Source organism: Acidithiobacillus sp. TH-A117, assembly GCF_057473465.1.
In genome coordinates this window covers 1-19267 of the sequence record NZ_JBYCKQ010000041.1, presented here as the reverse complement: position 1 = coordinate 19267, position 19267 = coordinate 1, and the positions used below count along the sequence as shown (strand labels likewise).

At 54.9% G+C, this 19267-nt stretch carries 21 protein-coding genes; 2 read left to right on the top strand and 19 right to left on the bottom strand.

The annotated features are described in order from the left end of the window. Window positions 1–50 precede the first annotated feature (50 nt). Window positions 51–1142 (top strand): L,D-transpeptidase family protein, encoded by a 1092-nt coding sequence (locus AC2VLR_RS10265; protein ID WP_486882027.1) that lies wholly within the window; start codon window positions 51–53, stop codon window positions 1140–1142. A 4-nt stretch (window positions 1143–1146) separates the two neighbouring features. On the opposite strand, the gene AC2VLR_RS10260 is transcribed toward AC2VLR_RS10265, so the two are convergent. From AC2VLR_RS10260 to AC2VLR_RS10175, 18 genes are all read right to left on the bottom strand, one after another. Further along, window positions 1147–1950 (bottom strand): YdcF family protein, encoded by an 804-nt coding sequence (locus AC2VLR_RS10260; protein WP_486882026.1) that lies wholly within the window; start codon window positions 1948–1950, stop codon window positions 1147–1149. 12 nt (window positions 1951–1962) lie between these two features. Continuing rightward, on the bottom strand, window positions 1963–2913 hold the full coding sequence (gene lipA / locus AC2VLR_RS10255) for a lipoyl synthase (RefSeq protein ID WP_486882025.1): 951 nt from the start codon (window positions 2911–2913) through the stop codon (window positions 1963–1965). A gap of 2 nt (window positions 2914–2915) precedes the next feature. Continuing rightward, window positions 2916–3557: a lipoyl(octanoyl) transferase LipB gene (gene lipB, locus AC2VLR_RS10250; protein ID WP_486882024.1), complete on the bottom strand. Its 642-nt coding sequence runs from the start codon at window positions 3555–3557 to the stop codon at window positions 2916–2918. Next, complete coding sequence (locus AC2VLR_RS10245; protein ID WP_486882023.1) at window positions 3554–3820, bottom strand: YbeD family protein; 267 nt, start codon at window positions 3818–3820, stop codon at window positions 3554–3556. Before AC2VLR_RS10245 ends, lipB begins: the two co-directional genes overlap by 4 nt. A gap of 19 nt (window positions 3821–3839) precedes the next feature. Next, window positions 3840–5006: a D-alanyl-D-alanine carboxypeptidase family protein gene (locus AC2VLR_RS10240; protein ID WP_486882022.1), complete on the bottom strand. Its 1167-nt coding sequence runs from the start codon at window positions 5004–5006 to the stop codon at window positions 3840–3842. 97 nt (window positions 5007–5103) lie between these two features. Next, on the bottom strand, window positions 5104–6198 hold the full coding sequence (gene rodA, locus AC2VLR_RS10235) for a rod shape-determining protein RodA (RefSeq protein ID WP_486882021.1): 1095 nt from the start codon (window positions 6196–6198) through the stop codon (window positions 5104–5106). After that, window positions 6195–6668, bottom strand: coding sequence for a rod shape-determining protein MreD (gene mreD / locus AC2VLR_RS10230; RefSeq protein WP_486882020.1), 474 nt, complete (start codon window positions 6666–6668; stop codon window positions 6195–6197). Before mreD ends, rodA begins: the two co-directional genes overlap by 4 nt. Further along, entirely contained in the window at window positions 6665–7504 is an 840-nt protein-coding gene (gene mreC / locus AC2VLR_RS10225) for a rod shape-determining protein MreC (RefSeq protein WP_486882019.1), read from the bottom strand. The genes mreD and mreC overlap by 4 nt, the downstream gene beginning before the upstream one ends. Before the next feature lie 24 nt (window positions 7505–7528). After that, a complete protein-coding gene (locus AC2VLR_RS10220; protein WP_423856041.1) occupies window positions 7529–8566 on the bottom strand; it encodes a rod shape-determining protein in 1038 nt (345 codons plus the stop codon). Between the two features lie 225 nt (window positions 8567–8791). Then, window positions 8792–10519, bottom strand: coding sequence for a thiosulfohydrolase SoxB (gene soxB / locus AC2VLR_RS10215; RefSeq protein WP_486882018.1), 1728 nt, complete (start codon window positions 10517–10519; stop codon window positions 8792–8794). 19 nt (window positions 10520–10538) lie between these two features. Continuing rightward, window positions 10539–11066 carry a DUF302 domain-containing protein gene (locus AC2VLR_RS10210; protein ID WP_215843602.1) on the bottom strand — a complete coding sequence of 176 codons (528 nt, stop codon included), beginning with the start codon at window positions 11064–11066 and terminating at the stop codon, window positions 10539–10541. Between the two features lie 70 nt (window positions 11067–11136). Beyond that, on the bottom strand, window positions 11137–12000 hold the full coding sequence (soxA, locus tag AC2VLR_RS10205) for a sulfur oxidation c-type cytochrome SoxA (RefSeq protein ID WP_486882017.1): 864 nt from the start codon (window positions 11998–12000) through the stop codon (window positions 11137–11139). 50 nt (window positions 12001–12050) lie between these two features. Further along, window positions 12051–12383: a thiosulfate oxidation carrier complex protein SoxZ gene (gene soxZ / locus AC2VLR_RS10200; protein WP_486882016.1), complete on the bottom strand. Its 333-nt coding sequence runs from the start codon at window positions 12381–12383 to the stop codon at window positions 12051–12053. A 36-nt stretch (window positions 12384–12419) separates the two neighbouring features. Continuing rightward, window positions 12420–12932, bottom strand: coding sequence for a thiosulfate oxidation carrier protein SoxY (soxY, locus tag AC2VLR_RS10195; protein ID WP_215843604.1), 513 nt, complete (start codon window positions 12930–12932; stop codon window positions 12420–12422). A 35-nt stretch (window positions 12933–12967) separates the two neighbouring features. Beyond that, the gene (soxX, locus tag AC2VLR_RS10190) at window positions 12968–13363 is read right to left on the bottom strand and encodes a sulfur oxidation c-type cytochrome SoxX (RefSeq protein ID WP_486882015.1); all 396 of its coding nucleotides are present in this window, start codon (window positions 13361–13363) and stop codon (window positions 12968–12970) included. Window positions 13364–13691: 328 nt separating this feature from the next. Continuing rightward, window positions 13692–15062, bottom strand: a complete 1371-nt coding sequence (locus AC2VLR_RS10185; RefSeq protein WP_486882014.1) for a sigma-54-dependent transcriptional regulator — start codon at window positions 15060–15062, stop codon at window positions 13692–13694. Window positions 15063–15093: 31 nt separating this feature from the next. Next, entirely contained in the window at window positions 15094–16599 is a 1506-nt protein-coding gene (locus AC2VLR_RS10180) for an ATP-binding protein (RefSeq protein WP_486882013.1), read from the bottom strand. Beyond that, window positions 16592–18124: a PhnD/SsuA/transferrin family substrate-binding protein gene (locus AC2VLR_RS10175; protein ID WP_486882012.1), complete on the bottom strand. Its 1533-nt coding sequence runs from the start codon at window positions 18122–18124 to the stop codon at window positions 16592–16594. The genes AC2VLR_RS10180 and AC2VLR_RS10175 overlap by 8 nt, the downstream gene beginning before the upstream one ends. Window positions 18125–18184: 60 nt before the next feature. On the opposite strand from AC2VLR_RS10175, the gene moaC reads away from it, so the two are divergent. Next, entirely contained in the window at window positions 18185–18679 is a 495-nt protein-coding gene (gene moaC, locus AC2VLR_RS10170) for a cyclic pyranopterin monophosphate synthase MoaC (RefSeq protein ID WP_486882011.1), read from the top strand. Between the two features lie 8 nt (window positions 18680–18687). On the opposite strand, the gene AC2VLR_RS10165 is transcribed toward moaC, so the two are convergent. Further along, window positions 18688–18993 (bottom strand): hypothetical protein, encoded by a 306-nt coding sequence (locus AC2VLR_RS10165; RefSeq protein ID WP_215843594.1) that lies wholly within the window; start codon window positions 18991–18993, stop codon window positions 18688–18690. Window positions 18994–19267: the final 274 nt, after the last annotated feature.

The window sequence follows — 19267 nt, the reverse complement described above, 5'->3', positions numbered from 1 at the left end:
CGGAAGTTGGTCGGGCATCTTAATGGTATTTGCCGCAAACAGGAAGGCTAATGAAGCAAAAACAATGGGGTATCTGGCTGTTTACTGCTGCGCTCGCAGCTTTGGGTGTGAATGCGGCTGAGGCAAGCGTGTTCCCTTTGCCGGAGCATGGCAATATGGTGGGTACATTACATGCCGTCACTACCCATCGGGAGGATACGCTCTTGGATATCGGGCGCTTTTATGATCTGGGATACAATCAGGTCACTAAGGCCAATCCGGGGGTCAACCCCTGGCTGCCCGGGCAGGCCAGCAAGGTCGTCATTCCGGCCCAGTACATTTTGCCTCCCAAGCCCTGGACCGGCATTGTAGTGGATATTCCGGCGCGGCGAATTTACTTTTTTCCGAGCAATGATCATGTGGTGTACACCTATCCGGTAGGCGTATTTTTACCGGGTTGGAAGGAAAATCTGACCACGACCCAGATCATCGCCAAGTTCAAGATGCCGGCCTGGAATGTGCCCAAGAACATCCATGCCTGGTTCAAGCAAAAATTTCATATGAATATCCCCTGGTACTGGCCGCCCGGACCGGAAAATCCCATGGGCGAACTGGCGATGGAGACCGGTCTTTCGGGAATATTCATTCACGGCACCTATCATCCCTGGGGTGTCGGTATGCGCGCCAGTCAGGGTTGCTTCCAGATGTATCCCGAGAATGTGGCACAACTTTTCCCCATGGTTCCGGTGGGAACACCGGTGCGTATCATCGATATGCCCAATCTGGTGGGGGTGCATGATGGCGAAGTTTATTTGCAGTCCTATAAACCCATGGATACTTATCATAAGGGTGTGCCCATCCTGCAGCGTGCAGCCATGCAGATTAAGACCTTCATGAACGAGCATCACATTGAGCAGGCCATTGACTGGAGCAAGGTGCGGCGGGTGGTCGGCGAGCACAATACCGTGGCTTTGCCCATTGGCGTCAATTCACCCAGTTACCAGACCCTGGCGGCGGCACTTCCCGCCAAACCCTATGCCTATGCGCCCTATGGGCCTTCCGCCAATGGGGCGGCAGTGCCTGCGCCTTTGCAGCTGGCGAAGCCCGGTGATCAGGAACATCTGCACGTCCAGGTCCTATTCCCCGATCGCAAGGCAGATTGAAGTATCAGTCGCCGCTGCCCAGGCCCTGCTCCTGAAGCCAGAGCCAGAGCAGGCCGAGATATTCATGGCAGGCCTCGCTGCTGATTTCCATGAAAATGGCTCTGGGTAGCCAGCTTTCCAGCTGGTATGGCCGAACCTGGTTAAGGCGATAATCTGTAGGGACAGGAATCACGTCCAGATGAGACAAGCGAAACCAGGCTACCGCCCTGGGCATGTGCAATGCCGAGGTGACCAGATAGATCCGCTGAATATGGTGTTCTGCCAGTAGGATGCTGGAATCTGCAGCATTGGCGGCGGTATTGTAGGAATGGGTTTCCGGCCAGATAGGACTAGTGACCTGAAAATCCTGACGCAGAATCCGCGCCATGGTAGTGGCCTCTGCGGCGACGCCAAAGCGCGGTGCCCCTCCGCTGGGTACCAGGGGCAGATGAGTGCGTTTGGCGAGTCGGGCTGCCGCCATCAGGCGCACCAGGGTACGGGCATTGGCGGTTTCCTGGCGGGAGTCAGGTGCGGCCATGACTTCACCGCCACCCAGCACGACAATGGCTCCCGGTTTTTCTGTCCCTGTCAATGGCCCATTCAGCAGCGGCGGATAGCGGTTTTCCAATGGATTGAGCAGCAATCTTGTGCCAATGGCCGTGGAGAAGAAATACAAAACACAGAGCGCGACCAGCAGTAGCGTGCGCCCGAGGTAACGCCAGCCCAGCACGTCCAGGACCCAACCGAAGATGGCGATAAGAAAGAGTATCCCGGGAGGTTGCAGCAGCGCCGATACCAGCGTCAGAACCGTGGTGTAACGCAGCAGCATGGCTTGTTCCGGTCAGTCTTCGGTCATTTCATGAAAACTGCGTTCGGCATGATAGGAAGAGCGCACCAGGGGACCGCTGGCGACGTGACGGAAGCCCATGGCCAGCCCGTCCAGACGCAGGGCTTCAAACTCCTCCGGTGGGACAAATCGGGACACCGGCAGATGATGGCGGGAAGGGGACAGGTATTGTCCCAAGGTCAGCAGTTCGCAACCCGCCTGACGCAGATCCTGCATGACTGCACGAATCTCATCCAGTTCTTCGCCCAGCCCGAGCATGAGTCCTGATTTGCTGGGAATGTCGGGATGTTGGGCTTTGAAGGCCGACAGCAGATTCAGGGAGTGCTGGTAGTCGGCACCCGGACGGGCCTGTAAATACAGGCGGGGCACCGTCTCCAGATTGTGATTGAACACATCCGGGGGGGTATCGTGGAGAGCCGCCAGGGCTTTCTCCACGCGCCCGCGAAAGTCCGGAACCAGGATTTCTATATGAAGACCCTGGCAGTGCTGGCGCAAGGCGCTGATGACATCGGCGAAATGCCCGGCGCCGCCATCGCGCAAATCATCCCGATCCACCGAAGTAATGACCACAAAACGCAGTCCCATAGTCGCGACGGTCTGGGCAAGATGCAGGGGTTCTGCAGCATCCGGAGGCTGGGGGCGGCCATGGGCTACGTCGCAGAACGGGCAGCGGCGGGTGCAGACATCCCCGAGAATCATGAAGGTGGCGGTACCACCGCCAAAGCATTCACCGAGATTGGGGCAGGAGGCTTCTTCACAAACGGTATGCAGGTCTGCTGCCCGTAGAATTTTTTTGAGCCGGTCCACTTCCGGAGACAGGGGAGAGCGCACTCGCAGCCACTGGGGTTTGGGCACCCTGGGGGTTTCCACCGGAATGATGGGAATAGGGTTGCGGGCGGTTTTTTCGGCGCCTCTTCCGGCATTTTTGTCCATGGTGGCTGACATACTCAGGCACCTCCTTTCTGGAGGGGGCGCTGGAACTGTGTGGACAGGGCCTGCATCAGCTCTTCGGCAACATCCCGGCTGGCCCAGTCCGGACATAGATCATGTATCTGGGTCACGGCAAGCCCGGGCATGCCACAGGGATGAATGCGCTGGAAAGGGCTCAAGTCCATATCGGTATTCAGGCTTAAGCCATGATAACTGCGGCCTTTTTGCACCCGCAGTCCCAGAGAGGCGATTTTGGCCTCTCCTACATAGACCCCGGGAGCATCACGGCGGGCATGGGCGCTTACGCCATGTTCAGCCAGGAGCTCAATGACGGCCTGTTCCATGATGCTGGTCAGCTGTCGGACATGGATGCCCATGCGCGGCAAGTCCATCAGCAGATAGACAATCCATTGTCCCGGACCATGATAGGTGACTTTGCCGCCGCGATCGCTGCGGATGACGGGGATGGAGCCGGGGTCCATGACATCTGCAGGGTCGGCATTGCGCCCCAGGGTAAACACCGGCGGATGCTGAAGCAGCCACATTTGATCAGGGGTTTCGGCATCCCGCTGGGCAGTGAATTCGCGCATGGCGTCGAGCACCGTGAAGTAGGGCAGAATGCCGGGCCAGCAGCGCACCAGTATAGGAGAGTTGTTCATAAGCAGAGGATGACTCCGTCCACGGCTTTGACTGCCGTATAAATGGCCAGAAGCTGGGCTTCATGTTGGATTTCCAGAGAGATGGTGACCGCGCAATACTGTCCCTGGCTACTGTTGCGTATGGCAAAAGCGCTGTCGGGCAGATGCGGGGCATGGGGTTCCACGGCCTTGCGTACTGCACTCAGCAGATCAGCCTGTTGACCTATGACCTTGACATGATGCAGATGGGGGTAGTCCTCTGCGTGATGAGATTCAGATGTCATTCAGGCTCCTCATCCTGATTCAGAGCGCTGCGCCGATCTTGTGGAACATCCGGCTTAACCAGCCTGCCTTTTCAACAGCAACCTGACTGACGACCGGTACCGTTTTGAGCACCTTGCCGTCCAGTCGGAAAACCAGTGTCCCTACGACCGTACCTTTTTTCAGGGGCGCCTGCAAATTGGGGCTGACTTCGACCACCTGCTGCAGATCCGAAAAATGTCCCTTGGGAACCGTGATGGTCACATTGCTGGTGACGCCCACCGGGACTTGCATGGGCGAAAAATCATTGCGAGTGAATTCGCCCACCTTTGCTCCCGGCTGGTAGAGCGGATGGTTGACAAAAAACCGGTAGCCATAATCCAGCAGGGCCTCCACCGCATTGGTGCTGCCCGCCCAGTTGGGACCCCCCATGACGACCGCAATCAGGCGCCGGCCATTACGCTGGGCCGTGGCATCAATACAGTATCCGGAGGCGTCGGTCAGACCGGTTTTCAGGCCATCCACGCTGGGGTCGCGAAACAGGACAGGATTCCAGCTACGCTGGGTGATTTTGTTGTAGGTATAGGATTTCTGTTTGGTAATCTGGATGACCTGGGGATATTGCTGGATCAGTATCTGGGAAAGCCGGGCGACATCCAGAGCGGTGGTATAGAGATGATCATCGGGTAAGCCATCGACATTATTGTAATGGGTGTTATGCAGGCCCAGCTGACCAGCGGTTTCGTTCATCAAGGTCACAAAGCCGGACTGACTGCCGGCCACTGTCTCTGCCAGGGCCACGGCAGCATCATTACCGGAATCAATCAGAAGCCCATGCAGCAGCTGATCGACATTGACCGCCAGTCCGGGCTGGATGAACATGCTGGAGCCGCCGGTTTTCCAGGCCTTGTTGGATATAGCGATATTTTCATGGGCATTGAGGGTGCCATTATGGATGGCCTGGTAAGTCAGATAAGCGGTCATGAGTTTGGTCAGGCTGGCCGGCGCCCGGCGCAGGTTTTCACTTTTGGCGGCAATGATCTGACCGGTGTCGTAATCCATCAATACATAGCTGACGATGGCGGGCAGGGCCGGTGCCGGCGGGGTGGGCAGGCGTGGCGTCGGCACTACCGCAAAGGCACTACTAGTAAAAAGCAGTCCGAAAAATACAAGAAAAATGTGACTCATCAGGGATGGGCGGGAAATCATCAGGTCCTCAATACGCAGTACTGAATTTGAAATAAATCTTGGGGGCATCTGCAGAATTATAATGATGCCCGGCAAGAAAGCTATGTCTGTTTGCTGATTATTCGTGGGTGCGGGGATGGGCATGTACGGACATGAGAATGCCGAGGCCGATCATGAAGGTCAGCATCGCGGTGCCACCATAGCTGATAAGGGGCAACGGCACGCCGACTACGGGTAAAATGCCGGTAGTCATGCCCATGTTGATAAAAATGTACAGAAAAAAAGTCAGACTCAAAGTGCCGGCTAGCAGTCGCCCGAAAGCATCCCGGCTCTCAAAGGCGATGACCAGTCCGCGCAGGACGATCAGCAGGTAGGTGGCAATCAGGATAAGGACCCCAAACAGGCCAAATTCTTCGGCAAAACCGGCAAAAACAAAGTCGGTCTGGGCTTCGGGCAGAAAGTCGAGATTGACCTGGGTGCCATTGAACCAGCCTTTTCCCCAAAAGCCGCCCGAGCCGACCGCAATCATACTCTGGATGATATGGTATCCGGCTCCCAGGGGGTCACGTTGGGGGTCGAGAAAAGTGAGAATTCGCTCTTTTTGGTAGCCGTGCAGGAAATGCCACATGACCGGCCCACTGACGGCGAGGATGATCAGCAGACCAATGAACCAGCGGCGACGGACTCCCGCCAGCCACATCATGAAAATTCCGGCGGCGCCGATTTGCGCGGCCGTACCCAGGTCCGGTTCTTTGGCTATCAGGAGGAAGGGGATGGCAATCAGGATGAAGCCGGTGATTGCCGCACGCCAACGCCGCACATTTTCCTGCTGGGAATAGTAATAGGCCATCAACAGCGGCAAGGCCAGTTTCATGAGTTCCGAAGGCTGGAAGGTGATGGGCCCGGCTCCTAACCAGCGCCTGGCCCCCAGACTGGTTTTGCCGGCCACCAAAGTGAGTGCCAGCAGGATCACTCCAATCACGTAAAGAGCCGGGGCCCAGGCTCGAAAGCGTTCCGGTGGTGTATTGGCAACGGCGATCAGTACGGCAAAACCGACGGCAAAGTGGAACAACTGGGCAAACACCACCCGCAAACTTTCCTGACTACCACTGTAAAGCACGGCGAGGCTGATGAGCATCAACAGGACAATCCCGGTCAGCAAGGCGGGGTCGAGTTTTTGCAGGGAACGCAGAAGACGCTGTGACAATTTCATGGCGAAGTCTTCAAGTAGTGGCGCAAGCCGTCCAGTAGATAGGTGAACAGCGGCCAGAGCAAGGCCCCGATCAACGGGCTGAGGAACAGACTGAAATGCCAGCTCAGTGGTCCGGACCAGAGTTGCCAGAGCCAGACAATCAGGCGATGCAGGAGCAAGAGCATAAAAACGAATACCAGTTGTTCCCAGACAGAGAGATGTCGCACCCTGCCCAATCCATTGACCAGCGCATAAATCATGAGGACCCCGGCGATGGCTTGTCCTCCGGGGACATCGCCCATCACCAGATCCTGAAGCAGTCCGATCAGCCAAACCAGGGTATAGCTGAGCTCGGAGCCGCTACGGATGGACCAGTAGAGCAGCAGCATCGCCACAAAATCCGGATGGACCATGCCATAAACCGGACCGGAAGGCAGGGTTTCCAGCACCAATGCCAGGAAAAAGGCAACGACCATGGCCACGATGGTCATGGCTTGCCGTGCCGAAGATGTGGTGGATTTTTCAAAAGAATCAATACTGTGCTGAGCTGACCCAGGGACACAGAAGGTCGTACGGAAATTTGTGCGAAGGGTTCGTCACCATTGTGAACGACACCGGAAATGGTGCCAATCGGCAAGCCCGGAGGAAAGCGTCCTCCCAGTCCCGAAGTGACCAGGTGATCGCCGGTTTTCAGGGGGGTATTGCGCGATTGAAAAGGCACACTCAAGGTATGTATGTGGCCTTTGCCGTTGACCAGCAGCGGAATATTCGTGCCCGCCAGTTGCGCTGGAATACTGCTGTCCAGATCGGAGACCAGAGCGATCTGGGCGCTGAATTCAGCAACATGAATGACTTGTCCAGCGACTCCACCCGCAGCGAGGACCGGCTGCCCTACTTGTACCCCGTTATGACTACCCAGATTGACGGTAATAAGCTGGCTGCCCGGAGAAAAATTTTCGGCAATGACCCGGGCAACCGCCATTTTGCCCGGCGGCTGGGGAAAGCTGTCGAGCAAAGCCAGTAATTGTCGGTTTTCATTGTGGAGTATTGCGTTTTCCAGCAATTGGGGTTCCATCACCTTGAGCTTTTCGCGCAACTGCGCATTTTCTGCGAGCAGTTCGCTGCGATCCTGCAGATATTGATGCAGGGCGCCCCAGTTTTCCGCAACCTGCATGTCTATCCAATGCACGGGATAAGTCAGATTTCCGGACCAGCCCTGCAGGTCCGGATGTTTTTCACTGAAGATGGCAACGGCAATACTCAACAAGACAAACGCCGCTACACGAAGGAGCGGCGGGTAGCGGCGGGGGAAAAACAACGCGGGCATAAGGGATTGTATGACTTCGCCGCGTTAATCGTCAGCGAAAACCTCACCCAGCAGTTCCAGCTCTTCCAGGGCGCGACCGCTGCCTCTGGCCACGCAGGTCAGAGGGTCTTCGGCAACAATCACCGGCAGGGACGTTTCTTCCATGATGAGCCGGTCCAGATCGCGGAGCAGGGCGCCGCCGCCGGTCAGGACCATACCGCGCTCGGCGATATCCCCGGCAAGCTCGGGAGGAGTTTGTTCCAGCGCCAGCTTGATGGCGCCGACAATGGCGCCCAGGGGTTCCTGAAGGGCCTCCAGGATTTCATTGCTGTTGATGGTGAAGGTGCGGGGAACGCCTTCTGCCAGGTTGCGGCCCCGGACTTCCAGGCTCAGCACTTCCTGGCCCGGGTAAGCGCAGCCGACTTTTTTCTTGATTTCCTCGGCAGTGCTTTCGCCAATCAGCATACCGTAATTACGGCGGATATAGTTGACAATGGCCTCATCCATTTTGTCGCCCCCCACCCGGACACTCTGGGAGTACACCACACCGCCCAGGGCGATGACGCCGACTTCGGTGGTGCCACCGCCAATATCCACCACCATGGAACCTGTGGGTTCAGCGACGGGCATCCCGGCACCAATGGCGGCTGCCATGGGTTCTTCAATCAGATGCACTTCGCGGGCGCCGGCGCTCATGGCCGACTCGCGGATGGCGCGGCGTTCCACCTGGGTGGCGCCATAAGGCACGCAAACAATAATACGGGGACTAGGGCTGAGAAAACGCTGATGATGCACGCGACGAATGAAGTGTTTAAGCATCGCTTCGGTGATTTCGAAGTCGGCGATGACACCGTCCTTGAGAGGTCTGATGGCGGTAATGTTGGCGGGGGTACGGCCCAGCATCCGCTTGGCTTCTTCACCTACGTGCAGACGGCGACTGCTGCCGCTGCGACGACCGGTATGAATGGCCACCACCGAGGGTTCCGACAGGACAATCCCTTTTCCCCGTACATAAATCAGGGTGTTCGCGGTGCCGAGATCGACTGCGAGGTCCGTGGAGAAAAGTCCAAGAATGCGTTTCATGATCATCTGGTTACAGGCCTTTTATATGCAGAGGGAGACGCGCCCGGGACATGAAAAAGCCAATCGTCACTTCCAGGCCGCAAAAATCAGTGCGCAGTCTAGCATGAGGACAGTTCGAGACAAAATCCGGTGAAGTGGGGAGATATGGCTACAGGACTTTGTTTTCCCCATAAAAAAACCAGCGGCAGATGCCGCTGGCGAATGCTGCTCGTCACCTGAAGCTGCTTAGAGTTGATACATTTTCGGGAAAGCAATCCCTTTATTGCTTTGCATATCCTTGTTGAGCACCGGCAGATCCAATTTGTCGACGCGGACATGTTTTTTGGATTGCAGCCACTTTGAAAAAACCTCCCAGACCGGTTTGCCTTCCACCGGCTGCATGGCTGCCCATCCCGCCACCTTGTATTTTTTGCTGGCGGACATGGGCTTTCCGCCAATCCGCATGTTGCTGCAGCGATGGTAGATTTTCTCGTCGGGATTGAAATCATACTGAATATTCCCGACCCGGATCATGTCCCCACCCTGTTGGTAATAAGGGTTCGGATTGAAAATGTTATCGGCCACCTGCTCCATGATGTTCTTGATCTGCTCGCCGGTGTAGGTGTTGACGGTGACCTGGGGATAGGTGATGGCGGTCTGGCCCATCACGTCTTCCATGGTGATGGTTTCACCGGGGAGTTTGCAATAACCCCAGCGGAAGCCCGGCGAGAAAGACACCTCGCAATCCATCTCATCGCGCAGGGCATCACAGAGCAGCTGATCGAAGCTGCCGTTGAAGTTGTCGCGCCGGTACAGCAGGCTCTCCGTGGTGGCCAGGGGCTGGGCCAATTTCTCTTGATACGGGCTGCGAACCTTATGGATATAGTCCGCCATCTCCGCATCTTCCTTGATCAGGTTGGAGAATACCGGCAGATAATGGAAACGCCAGCCATTGAGCTTGCCCTTGCCCACGTCCAGGTCAAAACGCGCGAGAATTTTGCCGTTGGTGCTGGTGTTGATGATCAGTGTCTTGCCGACCATGAAAGGCTTGGGACCCATGATGTCGTGGGTGTGCCCGCCCAGGATGATGTCGATACCTTTGACCATGGCGGCCATTTTCTTATCCACATCGGCGCCGTTATGCGAGAGGACCACCACCAGATCAGCATGCTGCTGTTCGCGGCATTCCGTTACCATTTTCTGCATGTGCTCGGTATGAATGCCAAAGCCCCAGTCGGGAATCATGTAACCCGGGTTGGCAATGGGCGTAAAGGGAAAAGCCTGGCCGATAACGGCAATTTTGCGACCGCTGACCTCATGGATATGGTAGGGTTTGAAGACCAGTTCCTGCCAGGTGTTGCTGAATATGTTCTGGGCCAGGAAATTGGCCTTGAGTTGGGTTTTGACCAGATGCTGCACCTGATCCTGCCCGTAGGTAAATTCCCAGTGGCCCACGAAATCATCAATACCCAGTAAATTCTGGGCACCGACCATATCCGCCCCCTTGGTCCAGAGACTGGTCGCTGAACCTTGCCAGGTGTCGCCACCGTCCAGTAGTAGAACCTTGTCGCCCCGTTGTTGGCGATAGCGTTTGACCAGGCTGGCAATATGCGCATAGCCGCCAATTTTCCCGTACTTGTGGGCTAGGGTGTCGAAGTCCAGGCAGGAATAGGCATATTTGCTGGAGGGCGGAGTGGCTACGCCGTAATAATCCAGCATCCACTGACCACAGAGGTGGGGAACCTGATTCAGCACCGGGCCAACACCAATATTGGTATCGGGCTCCCGCCACCAGACCGGCAGCAGCTGAGCATGGGAATCCGTCATATGCAGCAGGGTAACATTGCCGTAATCAGGAATTTCATAAGGATCCGCATCGGCTCCCCAAGCGGATTGCACGGCTCCCGGGGTCAAAAAACTCCCGGCTCCGGCAATACCCATCAATTGCATGAAATCACGTCTACTTAAATTCATTGGAATCCTCCGGTGTGAATTAAAGCCCGCCAGCAGCGGCTTGCTTCATCACTGTAATAATCTGATGATCCAGTTCCTGGGCCACTTTGGCGGATTCGGGATCTTTCGGGAAATATTTCAGGGCAAAAGTGGGCAGATAAGTCATGAGTTTCAGTTGCCCACCCTGTTCGTACATGACAATTTTACAGGGTGCAAAGGCCCCGAATTCCGGCGTGCTTTTAAGGATTTTTGCGCCCAGCACCAGGTTGCAGACTTCGTAGATGACATAGGGCTGATTGCTTTTGATGCCCCTTTCCTTGAGCCCCTCCTGAACATCCAGTGTACCGACGACATTCATATTTTCTGCTTCGGCGCCACTCTGGATGCCCATTTTGATTTGCGCCGGAGTCACGCCCTTTTGCACATTGACAATATACAGTGGGCTGGCGGTGTTGATGGGTGGCATTCCGGCTACCGTCGAGGGTATTTCAGCGCCTTGAGCCAGGCCAGCCAGACCTAATCCTGCACAGAGGGCTGCCGACAGCAGCAGTGATTTTTTCGCGTTCATGGTATTCCCCATAGATTCTGGTAGTGGTGAGGGCGAGTGAAAATTGTGGATTGATCACTCGCCGAATTAATCAGGGACGATATCCCGGCACATTGATTTTTATGCCGTTACTGAGATAACTCATGAAATATTCCAGACGTTTGTAATCGGCACTTTCCAGCGGTTGGGGAATGGCTCCCACTTTTTTATCGCAACCCTGCATCCGCTTCTGCAGCGTATTGACGGCCGACCAGGCTGCCCGATAAGTCGGAAAATGGGCACTTTGTCCCTGTACCGGAGAAATAATCTGGGCGCGCAGATATTTTCCAGCATAAGCCACATGACAGGTTGCACAGGAGAAATTCAATTGCCCACGCTTCATGAAAAAGTAGGCTTTCCCTTCTTCAAAAGCTTTGGTTGCCCCCGGACCCTGTACCTGAACATCAACGGGCATGCCGTTGGACAGGGACGTCAGGTAGGTTTGCAGGGCGATCATATCGCTGCTGCCATATTTGAGTGGCGCCTCGCCATTGGCTTTTCGGCAGGCATTGAGACTGGTGCCGATGGTGACAATGTCATGGGTTTTGGGGTCATACATGGGATAGTGGGCCGCGACACCCTTGCCCCCGTCAGGATAACAACTCGCATAGGTCTTGCCGTTGGCAAAAGCTTTCGTCCACAAGGCCTTACCCTGGGATAACGTCAAATCGCCGGGGTTGAACTGGATGGCCTCCTGATACTGACTGTACATTTCCGGGCTGAATGCATAAGAGCCCAGAGCGTACTTTTCCAGAGGCATGTTGGGGTTTTGTTCCTTGAAATAGGAATGAAACTGCTTGAGTGTCTCGGCCGGTCCGACCTTGGTATTTCCCAGGTCCCACCAGTTGACTGCCTGCGCGGCGTCACTGACACCAGCTAGGCCTAAGATTGAAAGCGCAATCAGCAACCGCTTCATGGGTTCCTCCTTATGTTGCAGGGGCGATTGTCTTCGCCCCGATATAGGTATCAGGCTACCGTCAGTTTGGAGTCCGCACTCCAGTTGCCGCCGGTATTGTCTTTCCAGACCATTTTCAGAGTGCCACTGCTTTCGGCGCGCAACTTGAATGCCAGATAGGGGTTGGCGCTGACGGCTGTACTCCAGTCAATGTCGAGCAAGGGCTTGTCGTTAAAAGTGATGGTGACGGTTTGGATGAAATGTGCAGGGATGACTTTTCCCGCCTTGTCCTTGGTCAGTCCTGTGGTCATGGGGTTCATGATCAACGATCGGACTTCGACAACTTCTCCTTTTTTGGCGCTGCTGGCCATGCGAATCATTGGGTTACCTACATTTCCTGCCATGGATAATTCCTCTTTGCAATAGGTGAAAGTTGGGGGTTAACCGCCGCAACCACCAATGGTGACTTTGACTTCACGGGGGGCAGAGGCCATCAATACCCCTTTATTGGTTTTGGCCACGACCCGGACATTGTCGGTTTTGGCCATTTTGATCCGTTGCTGAATGTAGGCCTGACCCGAAGCGGGCGTAAAGGTAAACTGGCTGGCCAGCGGCGTAGGATTATGGTCAACAAACAAATAAACGGTCGCAATGTAATCATCAGCGGTCATCGGAGAATCCACTTCAATGGTAACGGGAACCGCGCCGCCATTTTCAGCAATAGTGGGGGCCGTCAGTTTGACTTTGGAAGATACGGGCACATCAGTTTTACCGATGGAATCGGACATGGCATCTTTCAGCAACTTGGCATCAAATGCCTTTGCCGGCCAGCCAGCGACGTTATCCGCAAAGGCCATCTGCGGTTTGAGCAGGCCCAGGCCGGCAGCCGTAGCCACTGCTCCCGTAGCCAGGCTGGCACCTAAAAACTGGCGTCGCGCAATAGGTTTATTCATCATTATTGTCTCCTTAAGAATTACGGGTGGATTTGTTACTTTAAAGACCATAAATAGTCGGCTACCTGCTCTAACTGGGTTTGTGTCAGCACTTTGTTTTTTCCAAACTCAGGCATGTTGGCATAAGGAAATAATTTTTCCGGGTCACCCAGAAAAGCCACCAGTTTTTCCTTGGTCTGGAACATTTGCTGGAAAGTCACGCCTTTCATGGGCAGGGCAGGCCCGACATTGCCTGCCATAGCGCCGCCGGGTAGAGCGTGACAGGCCAGACAGTTACCCTGGGCGCGATTGAAGGCAATGGCTTTGCCCGCCTGAATGTTACCGGCGTTTGTTGGTGTATCCGCAGCTGAGGCTTCCATACTGAGAGTTAGCCCGGCAAGACCTGCTATGAGCAAAGCGATCTGAGCAAGCTGTTTATTTCGATGCTTCATAAAATGCTCCTTTATTGCAGCGCGTCCCACTGGCGCGGCAGTGAATGGTTAGCAGATTTTGTGCCATCTCTTTTCATGGGAAACCACTAACAATAAACAATAAAACATGCTGTAAAGTATAGTTTTAATCAGGGATTTTATTCGTCTATTTTTACGGTCATTTATGGGACAAGTTCGATTGAATAAGGCTTTGGAAATAACACCGGAGCTATGCAGGAAATCGACTGCCCGCGTTATTCGGCTTTGACGGGAAGGAAATAAGGAGCAATCCAGGGAAAAAGCAGTGTGCCAAAAGGACCAGATAATTCGCGCCGGTCCCTACTCTGGATCAGGAATCAAGATTATCGTCTTCCGGGTCTTGGTCGCCCAGCAAGCCGATGTTTTTCATCTTGGTGCGTAATTGTTTACGACTGATGCCCAACAGTACGGCTGCCTGGCTTTGATTGAAGCGGGTTTTTTCCAGGGCGCTGAGCACGGTTTGTCTTTCCAGGGCCGGTAAATCAAAGGGACTTGTGGCGCCAGTGTTGCCCGGCCCGAAGTTCTGCTGACCAATATCGGCAGGCAGGTGCTGACGCTGAATGTGCCCGTTGCGGTTGAGTACCACCATCCGCTCCAGGAGATTTTCCAGCTGACGGATATTCCCGGGCCATTCGTAAGCCTCCAGTGCAGCCAGCGCATCGCTACTGATGGTGACTGTCGGGCTGCGACCAATGACCAGGCAGATCTGTTCCAGAAAATGATGGACCAGCGGGGCAATATCCGCTCGTCTTTCCCGCAACGGCGGGATATGCAGCGGGATGACATTCAGCCGGTAGTAGAGATCTTCCCGGAAACGGCTTTCCGCTACGGCTTTAGCCAGATCCATGTGGGTGGCCGCGACAATCCGGGCGGCCATCCGCACCGGTTGATGGGTGCCGAGCCGGGTAAATTCCCGCTCCTGCAAGGCGCGCAGCAGTTTGACCTGCATCGCCAGAGGCATATCTCCCACTTCATCGAGAAACAGGGTGCCGGCCCCGGCCATCTCCAGTTTGCCAGCCTGGGTGCGAGTGGCTCCGGTAAAGGCACCTTTCTCGTAGCCAAAAATTTCGCTTTCCACGAGTTCCAGCGGGATAGCTCCGCAGTTGAAAGCAATAAAAGGCTGATCGGCACGATTGGAGGCTTGATGTAGAGCGCGTGCTACCAGCTCCTTCCCGGTCCCGGATTCTCCGGTAATCAGGACGTTGGAAGGCGCCGGGGCTACCAGATCAATCGTTTCCAGCAGGGTTTCAATGGCGCGGCTGACTCCGATCAGGCCATGGCGACGCGGTTCCTGGCGCATGGGTGGCAGTGCCTTACCGTGCCGCCCCAGAGTCTGACGAATCAAGGCGATGAGTTCGCCTTCATCCACTGGTTTGGTCAGATAATGTTCGGCGCCAGCCTTGATGGCTTCCACTGCCTGTTCGATTTCCCCGTAGGCGGTAGTAATAATGACCGGTATTTCCGGGTGCTTTGTCTTGATATTGCGGAGCAGTTCGGTACCGGAAATACCGGGCAGGCGTTGATCTGTGAGGATCAGGGCGGGCGGGTTGTTTTCGGTCATGGTCAGAGCCTGCTCGCCGCTTTCGGCTTCAAGCACGCGAAAGCCCTCGGCATTCAGTACCGCCGCCAGAACACAGCGCAGATTTTTTTCATCTTCCACTACTAAAATCAGATTTTGCATGTTTGCTATAACAGATCTCTTGGTAAGGGTTTCAATGGCCTGCATTTTTACCTGGCGGAGGCAATCCGCAAGGCAAATGAAGAATGAATCGGGCACCAGCAGCGGTGTCACATAATTCAATGCTGCCATCATGCACCATCATGATTTTTGTCACCACCGCCAACCCCAGACCGCTGCCCTTGGTTTTTGTGGTGACATAGGGTTTGAAAATGGTGGCGCGTTTTTCCAGAGGAATACCGGGTCCATTATCCGCAACGGTAATGTTCAATTGGCTAAAATTCTTTTGTTCTGCAGAAAGTTGCAATACCCCGCCCTGCATGGGCAGGGCATCAATGGCGTTGAGAATCAGGTTGCTCAGTGCCTGTTCCAGCAGTGAGGGGTCGAGTCTGGCATGGAGCATTTCCGGGCAGTCCAGGGTGGCTACGATGGTTTTGGTTTCCAGATCGGCCCTATGCCTCGCCAAACAACGTTCCAGCAGGGGGCGAATCGGCGTGTCAACCGGTACTGCTGCGTAAGGACGACCAAAGTCCAGAAATCCCTGGGTCATATCGTAGAGGCGCTGCACTTCTTCCTCAATGATGCGGATAAAATCGCCCTGATGATCTGCCTGACCATAGCGCACCAGATAACGGGCAGCACCGCGCAGGGAAGACAAGGCGTTACGAATTTCATGGGCTACCTGTGCCGACATTTCGCCAATGGTGGCCATACATTGCATGGCCTGTTGTCGCTGGTGCAGCTGGCGCAGTTCGGTCAGATGTTCCTGAAGGCGTTGTTCGGTCAAGCGAAAGGCCCACTCCAGACGATGGAGTTCATCGCCGGATTGCGGAGGGCGGATCATGGCGGTTTTCTTGTCGAGGCCCAGACGATTTTCCATGCTTTCAATTTCATCCAACAGCCGTAATACCGGGCGGGTCATGGCCAGGCTGACCAGATAAGCGCCCAGCAGTCCCAATAATGCGGTTATCAGACCCAGCACAATCAGGCGACTCGTGGTTCGATCCAGGCGCCGGTTGACCAGGCTGCTGATATGTTGACGATTCCCTTGCAAATAAACGAAGCCCAGCTGATTGCTACCAGCGAGAATGGGAGCGTCAAAGCGATCTATTTGATGGGTATCGCTGCGGGCGACAGGTGGGGATAGGCTTTGTCCCAACTGGCGAATATCCGGACTGGCGACCACCACATGCTGACGGTTGGTGATGATAATGGATTGAACCAACGGATTGTGCAGTTCCACCAACTTGCCGAGTTTCCCGCCATCTTTGAGAAGGAGCGGATCTGCTGCCGAACTGGCCAGGGTTTCCGTGAGACGCAGCAGTTCGGTTTGTACCTGATTGGTCAGGTCATTACGCACAGAGGTATAGAGAAAAATGGAAATAGATAGATAAATCAGGGCGACCAATAGCAAGACAAAAGTCATGCTTTTGGCGCGCCAGGACATATTCTGCCAAAAGCGGGTCGGCAGCCCCAAATGATCCGCGACCGTCGATGGCCAGTTGCGGGTTTGCGGGTGAGGGGGCAAGGCCTCAGGCATGCGCTAACAGACGGAAACCCATGAATCCAGCGGTATCCAGGGCGTTGAGAGGCAATTGGGCGACGTGTTCCCGGACCGCAGCGCGTTGTTCAGTGCTTAGCGTGCGCTTGACCACCAGAGTCCATACGGGTGCCCGACCCGCGCTCTCGACCACGGACCAGATTCCCGGCAACTGTTTTTCAAGGGTTTTGACGGTGGCAGCGCGCACTATACCCAGATCTGCACGATTTTCGGCAAGGGCAGTAAACACCGCGCGTTCTGAACCTTCCGGAACCCAGATGACGGGCCTGGTTCCCGCCAGACGCAACAATTGTTTTTCAGCCAGCGAACGGGCACTGCAGTAAGGGCTGGCAAAGGCTATGCGCAAGGGGGCATTAGGTATGGTCACATTGTTTGCCGCGTGCTCTCGGCGAATGATGGCCAGACCATGTCTGTCAAGGCCGGAGACAGACTGGGCAACGGCAAGCATTTGGGTTTTTTCCATAGGGATCATTCTGGGCGTGAGCAGGGCAAAGTCAAATTTACCCGTTTGCCCATCCTGAACAAAAGCCTGCTCATCAGGCGGTATGACCAGTTGTACCGGGCGTCCTGTGGCTGTGCTCAGAGCTTTTTGCAAAGGCGCAAAAATATGGTAGGCAGCAATGGGCGTGAAGGTCGGCGGAATCCCCAGAATCAGCGCTTGTTGCGGAACTCTGGGCGTTAATGTGACGCCGTGAATTTCCTGATACAAGGTGCGCAGGGCATTATAATTTCCATCATTGGTAGCGTTGAATCCTGCTGCCAGACCGCCGAGGGCCCGGATGCTGGCGGGGTCCTTGCTTTTGGCGCTCAACAAAGCCGCTGTGAGTTGTTTGCGCAGGGCGGCGGGCACCCCGGCAGAAGCGGCCAGCAGATCACCCGGACCGACTGCCGCATCGGCAATCACCCGCAAGGTTCCCGAATGCAGGTAGGGTGCCGCCACGTTGGCGGCTACGGCGGTGGCATCATAAAAACGTGCTGCTACATCCATGAGGGCGCTCTGATCAGAACCGCTTTGCCGAAAAGCACTGAAACTTTTGGGCGTCATCCCCAGTTCACGGAACATGGATAAAGGCACCAGGGATGAGGCTGCGCAGGCCGGATCTCCCATGACAAAGCTGCGATTTTTGAGCTGCAGGACATTGTGGATCGGACTATTGCGGCGCACGACAATCACGCTATGGTTACCTCCCGGAGTGGGAATGACCCCTACGAGAGGATAATAAGCTTGCTGGTGGGCGCTGCGGATATAGGCAATGGGACAAAAAAGCACCATTTGCGGTGTGTTTTTGTCGGCCTGATCGTAAAAACTTTGCAAATTGGCGCTGAAATGCAAGGTAATTTTTTGCCCGATGCTGTGGCTCAGGTACTTTGCCAGAGGGGTGAAAGCCGCATACATGACTGCGGGACTGCTGACCGGCGGCAACAGAAAGTTTAGACCGGCTTGCGCCGGAAGCGCGAAACAGCAGAGAATCATCCACAGCCAGAGTCGTATGGGGTTTTTCATCGGAAATTCCAGAGCCCTTGGAGCATCACACAATATTCAAGCAAAAGGAGTGCCAGTTTCATGTCGGTTCCTGAAAGTCTGAACCATTTTAATGCGCAGGGTGAAGCCCATATGGTCCATGTCGGTACCAAGGCGGTCAGTGCCCGGGTAGCTGTGGCTGAAGGAGAAATCCGGATGGCAGAAAGTACTTTCACGCGCATCACCCAGGGACAAATACAGAAAGGGGATGTGCTGGGTATTGCCAGAATAGCGGCCATTCAGGCTACCAAGAGGACCTGGGAACTGATCCCTTTGGCACACCCGTTGCTCCTGACGGGAGTCGAGGTGGAGCTGATACCTGCCCCGGATCCGGCCCGCATTATCTGTCGTGCAGAAGTGCATTGTGCTGGGCAAACCGGAGTGGAAATGGAAGCGCTGACGGCGGTTTCAGTGGCGCTGCTGACAATTTACGATATGTGCAAAGCAATGGACAGAGGCATGGAAATGAATGCCATACGCCTGATCAAAAAAGAGGGCGGCAAGTCAGGTCTTTGGACCAGAGAATCCCGCCCCTAGATACCGGATTATTTGCCGCGATGGGGACTGGAACTGTAGCGCATCATGACATCCGTATCTTTCCAGTTCGATTCCTTCAGGATTTCATCGGGAATCATGTACCGATCCTGGGGAGCCACATCCTTGAATTTCACAACCCGCAACACGTCAGTATAGGGCAGCTTGCGCAGCAGGCCGTCCTTGTCGGTGGCACGTACGATCATGGCATCCTTCAACAGGGCATATACATAGAAATTACCGGGTCTTAACTTGCCTTCCTTGTCTTTCCAGGTCACGGTAATGCGTGAATGTTCTTTGAAATCATTGCGAATCATGAATGCATCTCCTTGGACTAAGCGCCATTAAACTAATCATCGTCCCTGCCACAAAGCAAATAAGGACTACTTATTACAAAATCAAAAACGCTGACTTGCTTTATCAGGTACGCTCCGCCAAGATTCTGGCGATAACGGGATGTCCCCGATTTGGTGCAGCCAGACGCGAGGTACAATTATGGCTACGGTTATGGAATTTGAAGACCACAGCAAGCAGGAAATCAAGTACTCCACTTGCTACATGTGTGCTTGTCGTTGTGGCATCAAAGTCACT

Coding starts and splice junctions, on each gene's coding strand:
- soxX (WP_486882015.1), bottom strand. CDS start 13,363: ATGAAGCATCGAAATAAACAGCTTGCTCAGATCGCTTTGCTCATAGCA.
- soxA (WP_486882017.1), bottom strand. CDS start 12,000: ATGAAGCGGTTGCTGATTGCGCTTTCAATCTTAGGCCTAGCTGGTGTC.
- mreC (WP_486882019.1), bottom strand. CDS start 7,504: ATGCCCGCGTTGTTTTTCCCCCGCCGCTACCCGCCGCTCCTTCGTGTA.
- moaC (WP_486882011.1), top strand. CDS start 18,185: ATGTCGGTTCCTGAAAGTCTGAACCATTTTAATGCGCAGGGTGAAGCC.
- AC2VLR_RS10175 (WP_486882012.1), bottom strand. CDS start 18,124: ATGAAAAACCCCATACGACTCTGGCTGTGGATGATTCTCTGCTGTTTC.
- lipA (WP_486882025.1), bottom strand. CDS start 2,913: ATGTCAGCCACCATGGACAAAAATGCCGGAAGAGGCGCCGAAAAAACC.
- soxB (WP_486882018.1), bottom strand. CDS start 10,519: ATGAATTTAAGTAGACGTGATTTCATGCAATTGATGGGTATTGCCGGA.
- AC2VLR_RS10245 (WP_486882023.1), bottom strand. CDS start 3,820: ATGACATCTGAATCTCATCACGCAGAGGACTACCCCCATCTGCATCAT.
- AC2VLR_RS10240 (WP_486882022.1), bottom strand. CDS start 5,006: ATGATTTCCCGCCCATCCCTGATGAGTCACATTTTTCTTGTATTTTTC.
- AC2VLR_RS10220 (WP_423856041.1), bottom strand. CDS start 8,566: ATGAAACGCATTCTTGGACTTTTCTCCACGGACCTCGCAGTCGATCTC.
- AC2VLR_RS10260 (WP_486882026.1), bottom strand. CDS start 1,950: ATGCTGCTGCGTTACACCACGGTTCTGACGCTGGTATCGGCGCTGCTG.
- soxY (WP_215843604.1), bottom strand. CDS start 12,932: ATGAATAAACCTATTGCGCGACGCCAGTTTTTAGGTGCCAGCCTGGCT.
- AC2VLR_RS10180 (WP_486882013.1), bottom strand. CDS start 16,599: ATGCCTGAGGCCTTGCCCCCTCACCCGCAAACCCGCAACTGGCCATCG.
- AC2VLR_RS10265 (WP_486882027.1), top strand. CDS start 51: ATGAAGCAAAAACAATGGGGTATCTGGCTGTTTACTGCTGCGCTCGCA.
- soxZ (WP_486882016.1), bottom strand. CDS start 12,383: ATGGCAGGAAATGTAGGTAACCCAATGATTCGCATGGCCAGCAGCGCC.
- mreD (WP_486882020.1), bottom strand. CDS start 6,668: ATGACCATCGTGGCCATGGTCGTTGCCTTTTTCCTGGCATTGGTGCTG.
- rodA (WP_486882021.1), bottom strand. CDS start 6,198: ATGAAATTGTCACAGCGTCTTCTGCGTTCCCTGCAAAAACTCGACCCC.
- AC2VLR_RS10185 (WP_486882014.1), bottom strand. CDS start 15,062: ATGCAAAATCTGATTTTAGTAGTGGAAGATGAAAAAAATCTGCGCTGT.
- AC2VLR_RS10210 (WP_215843602.1), bottom strand. CDS start 11,066: ATGAACGCGAAAAAATCACTGCTGCTGTCGGCAGCCCTCTGTGCAGGA.
- AC2VLR_RS10165 (WP_215843594.1), bottom strand. CDS start 18,993: ATGATTCGCAATGATTTCAAAGAACATTCACGCATTACCGTGACCTGG.
- lipB (WP_486882024.1), bottom strand. CDS start 3,557: ATGAACAACTCTCCTATACTGGTGCGCTGCTGGCCCGGCATTCTGCCC.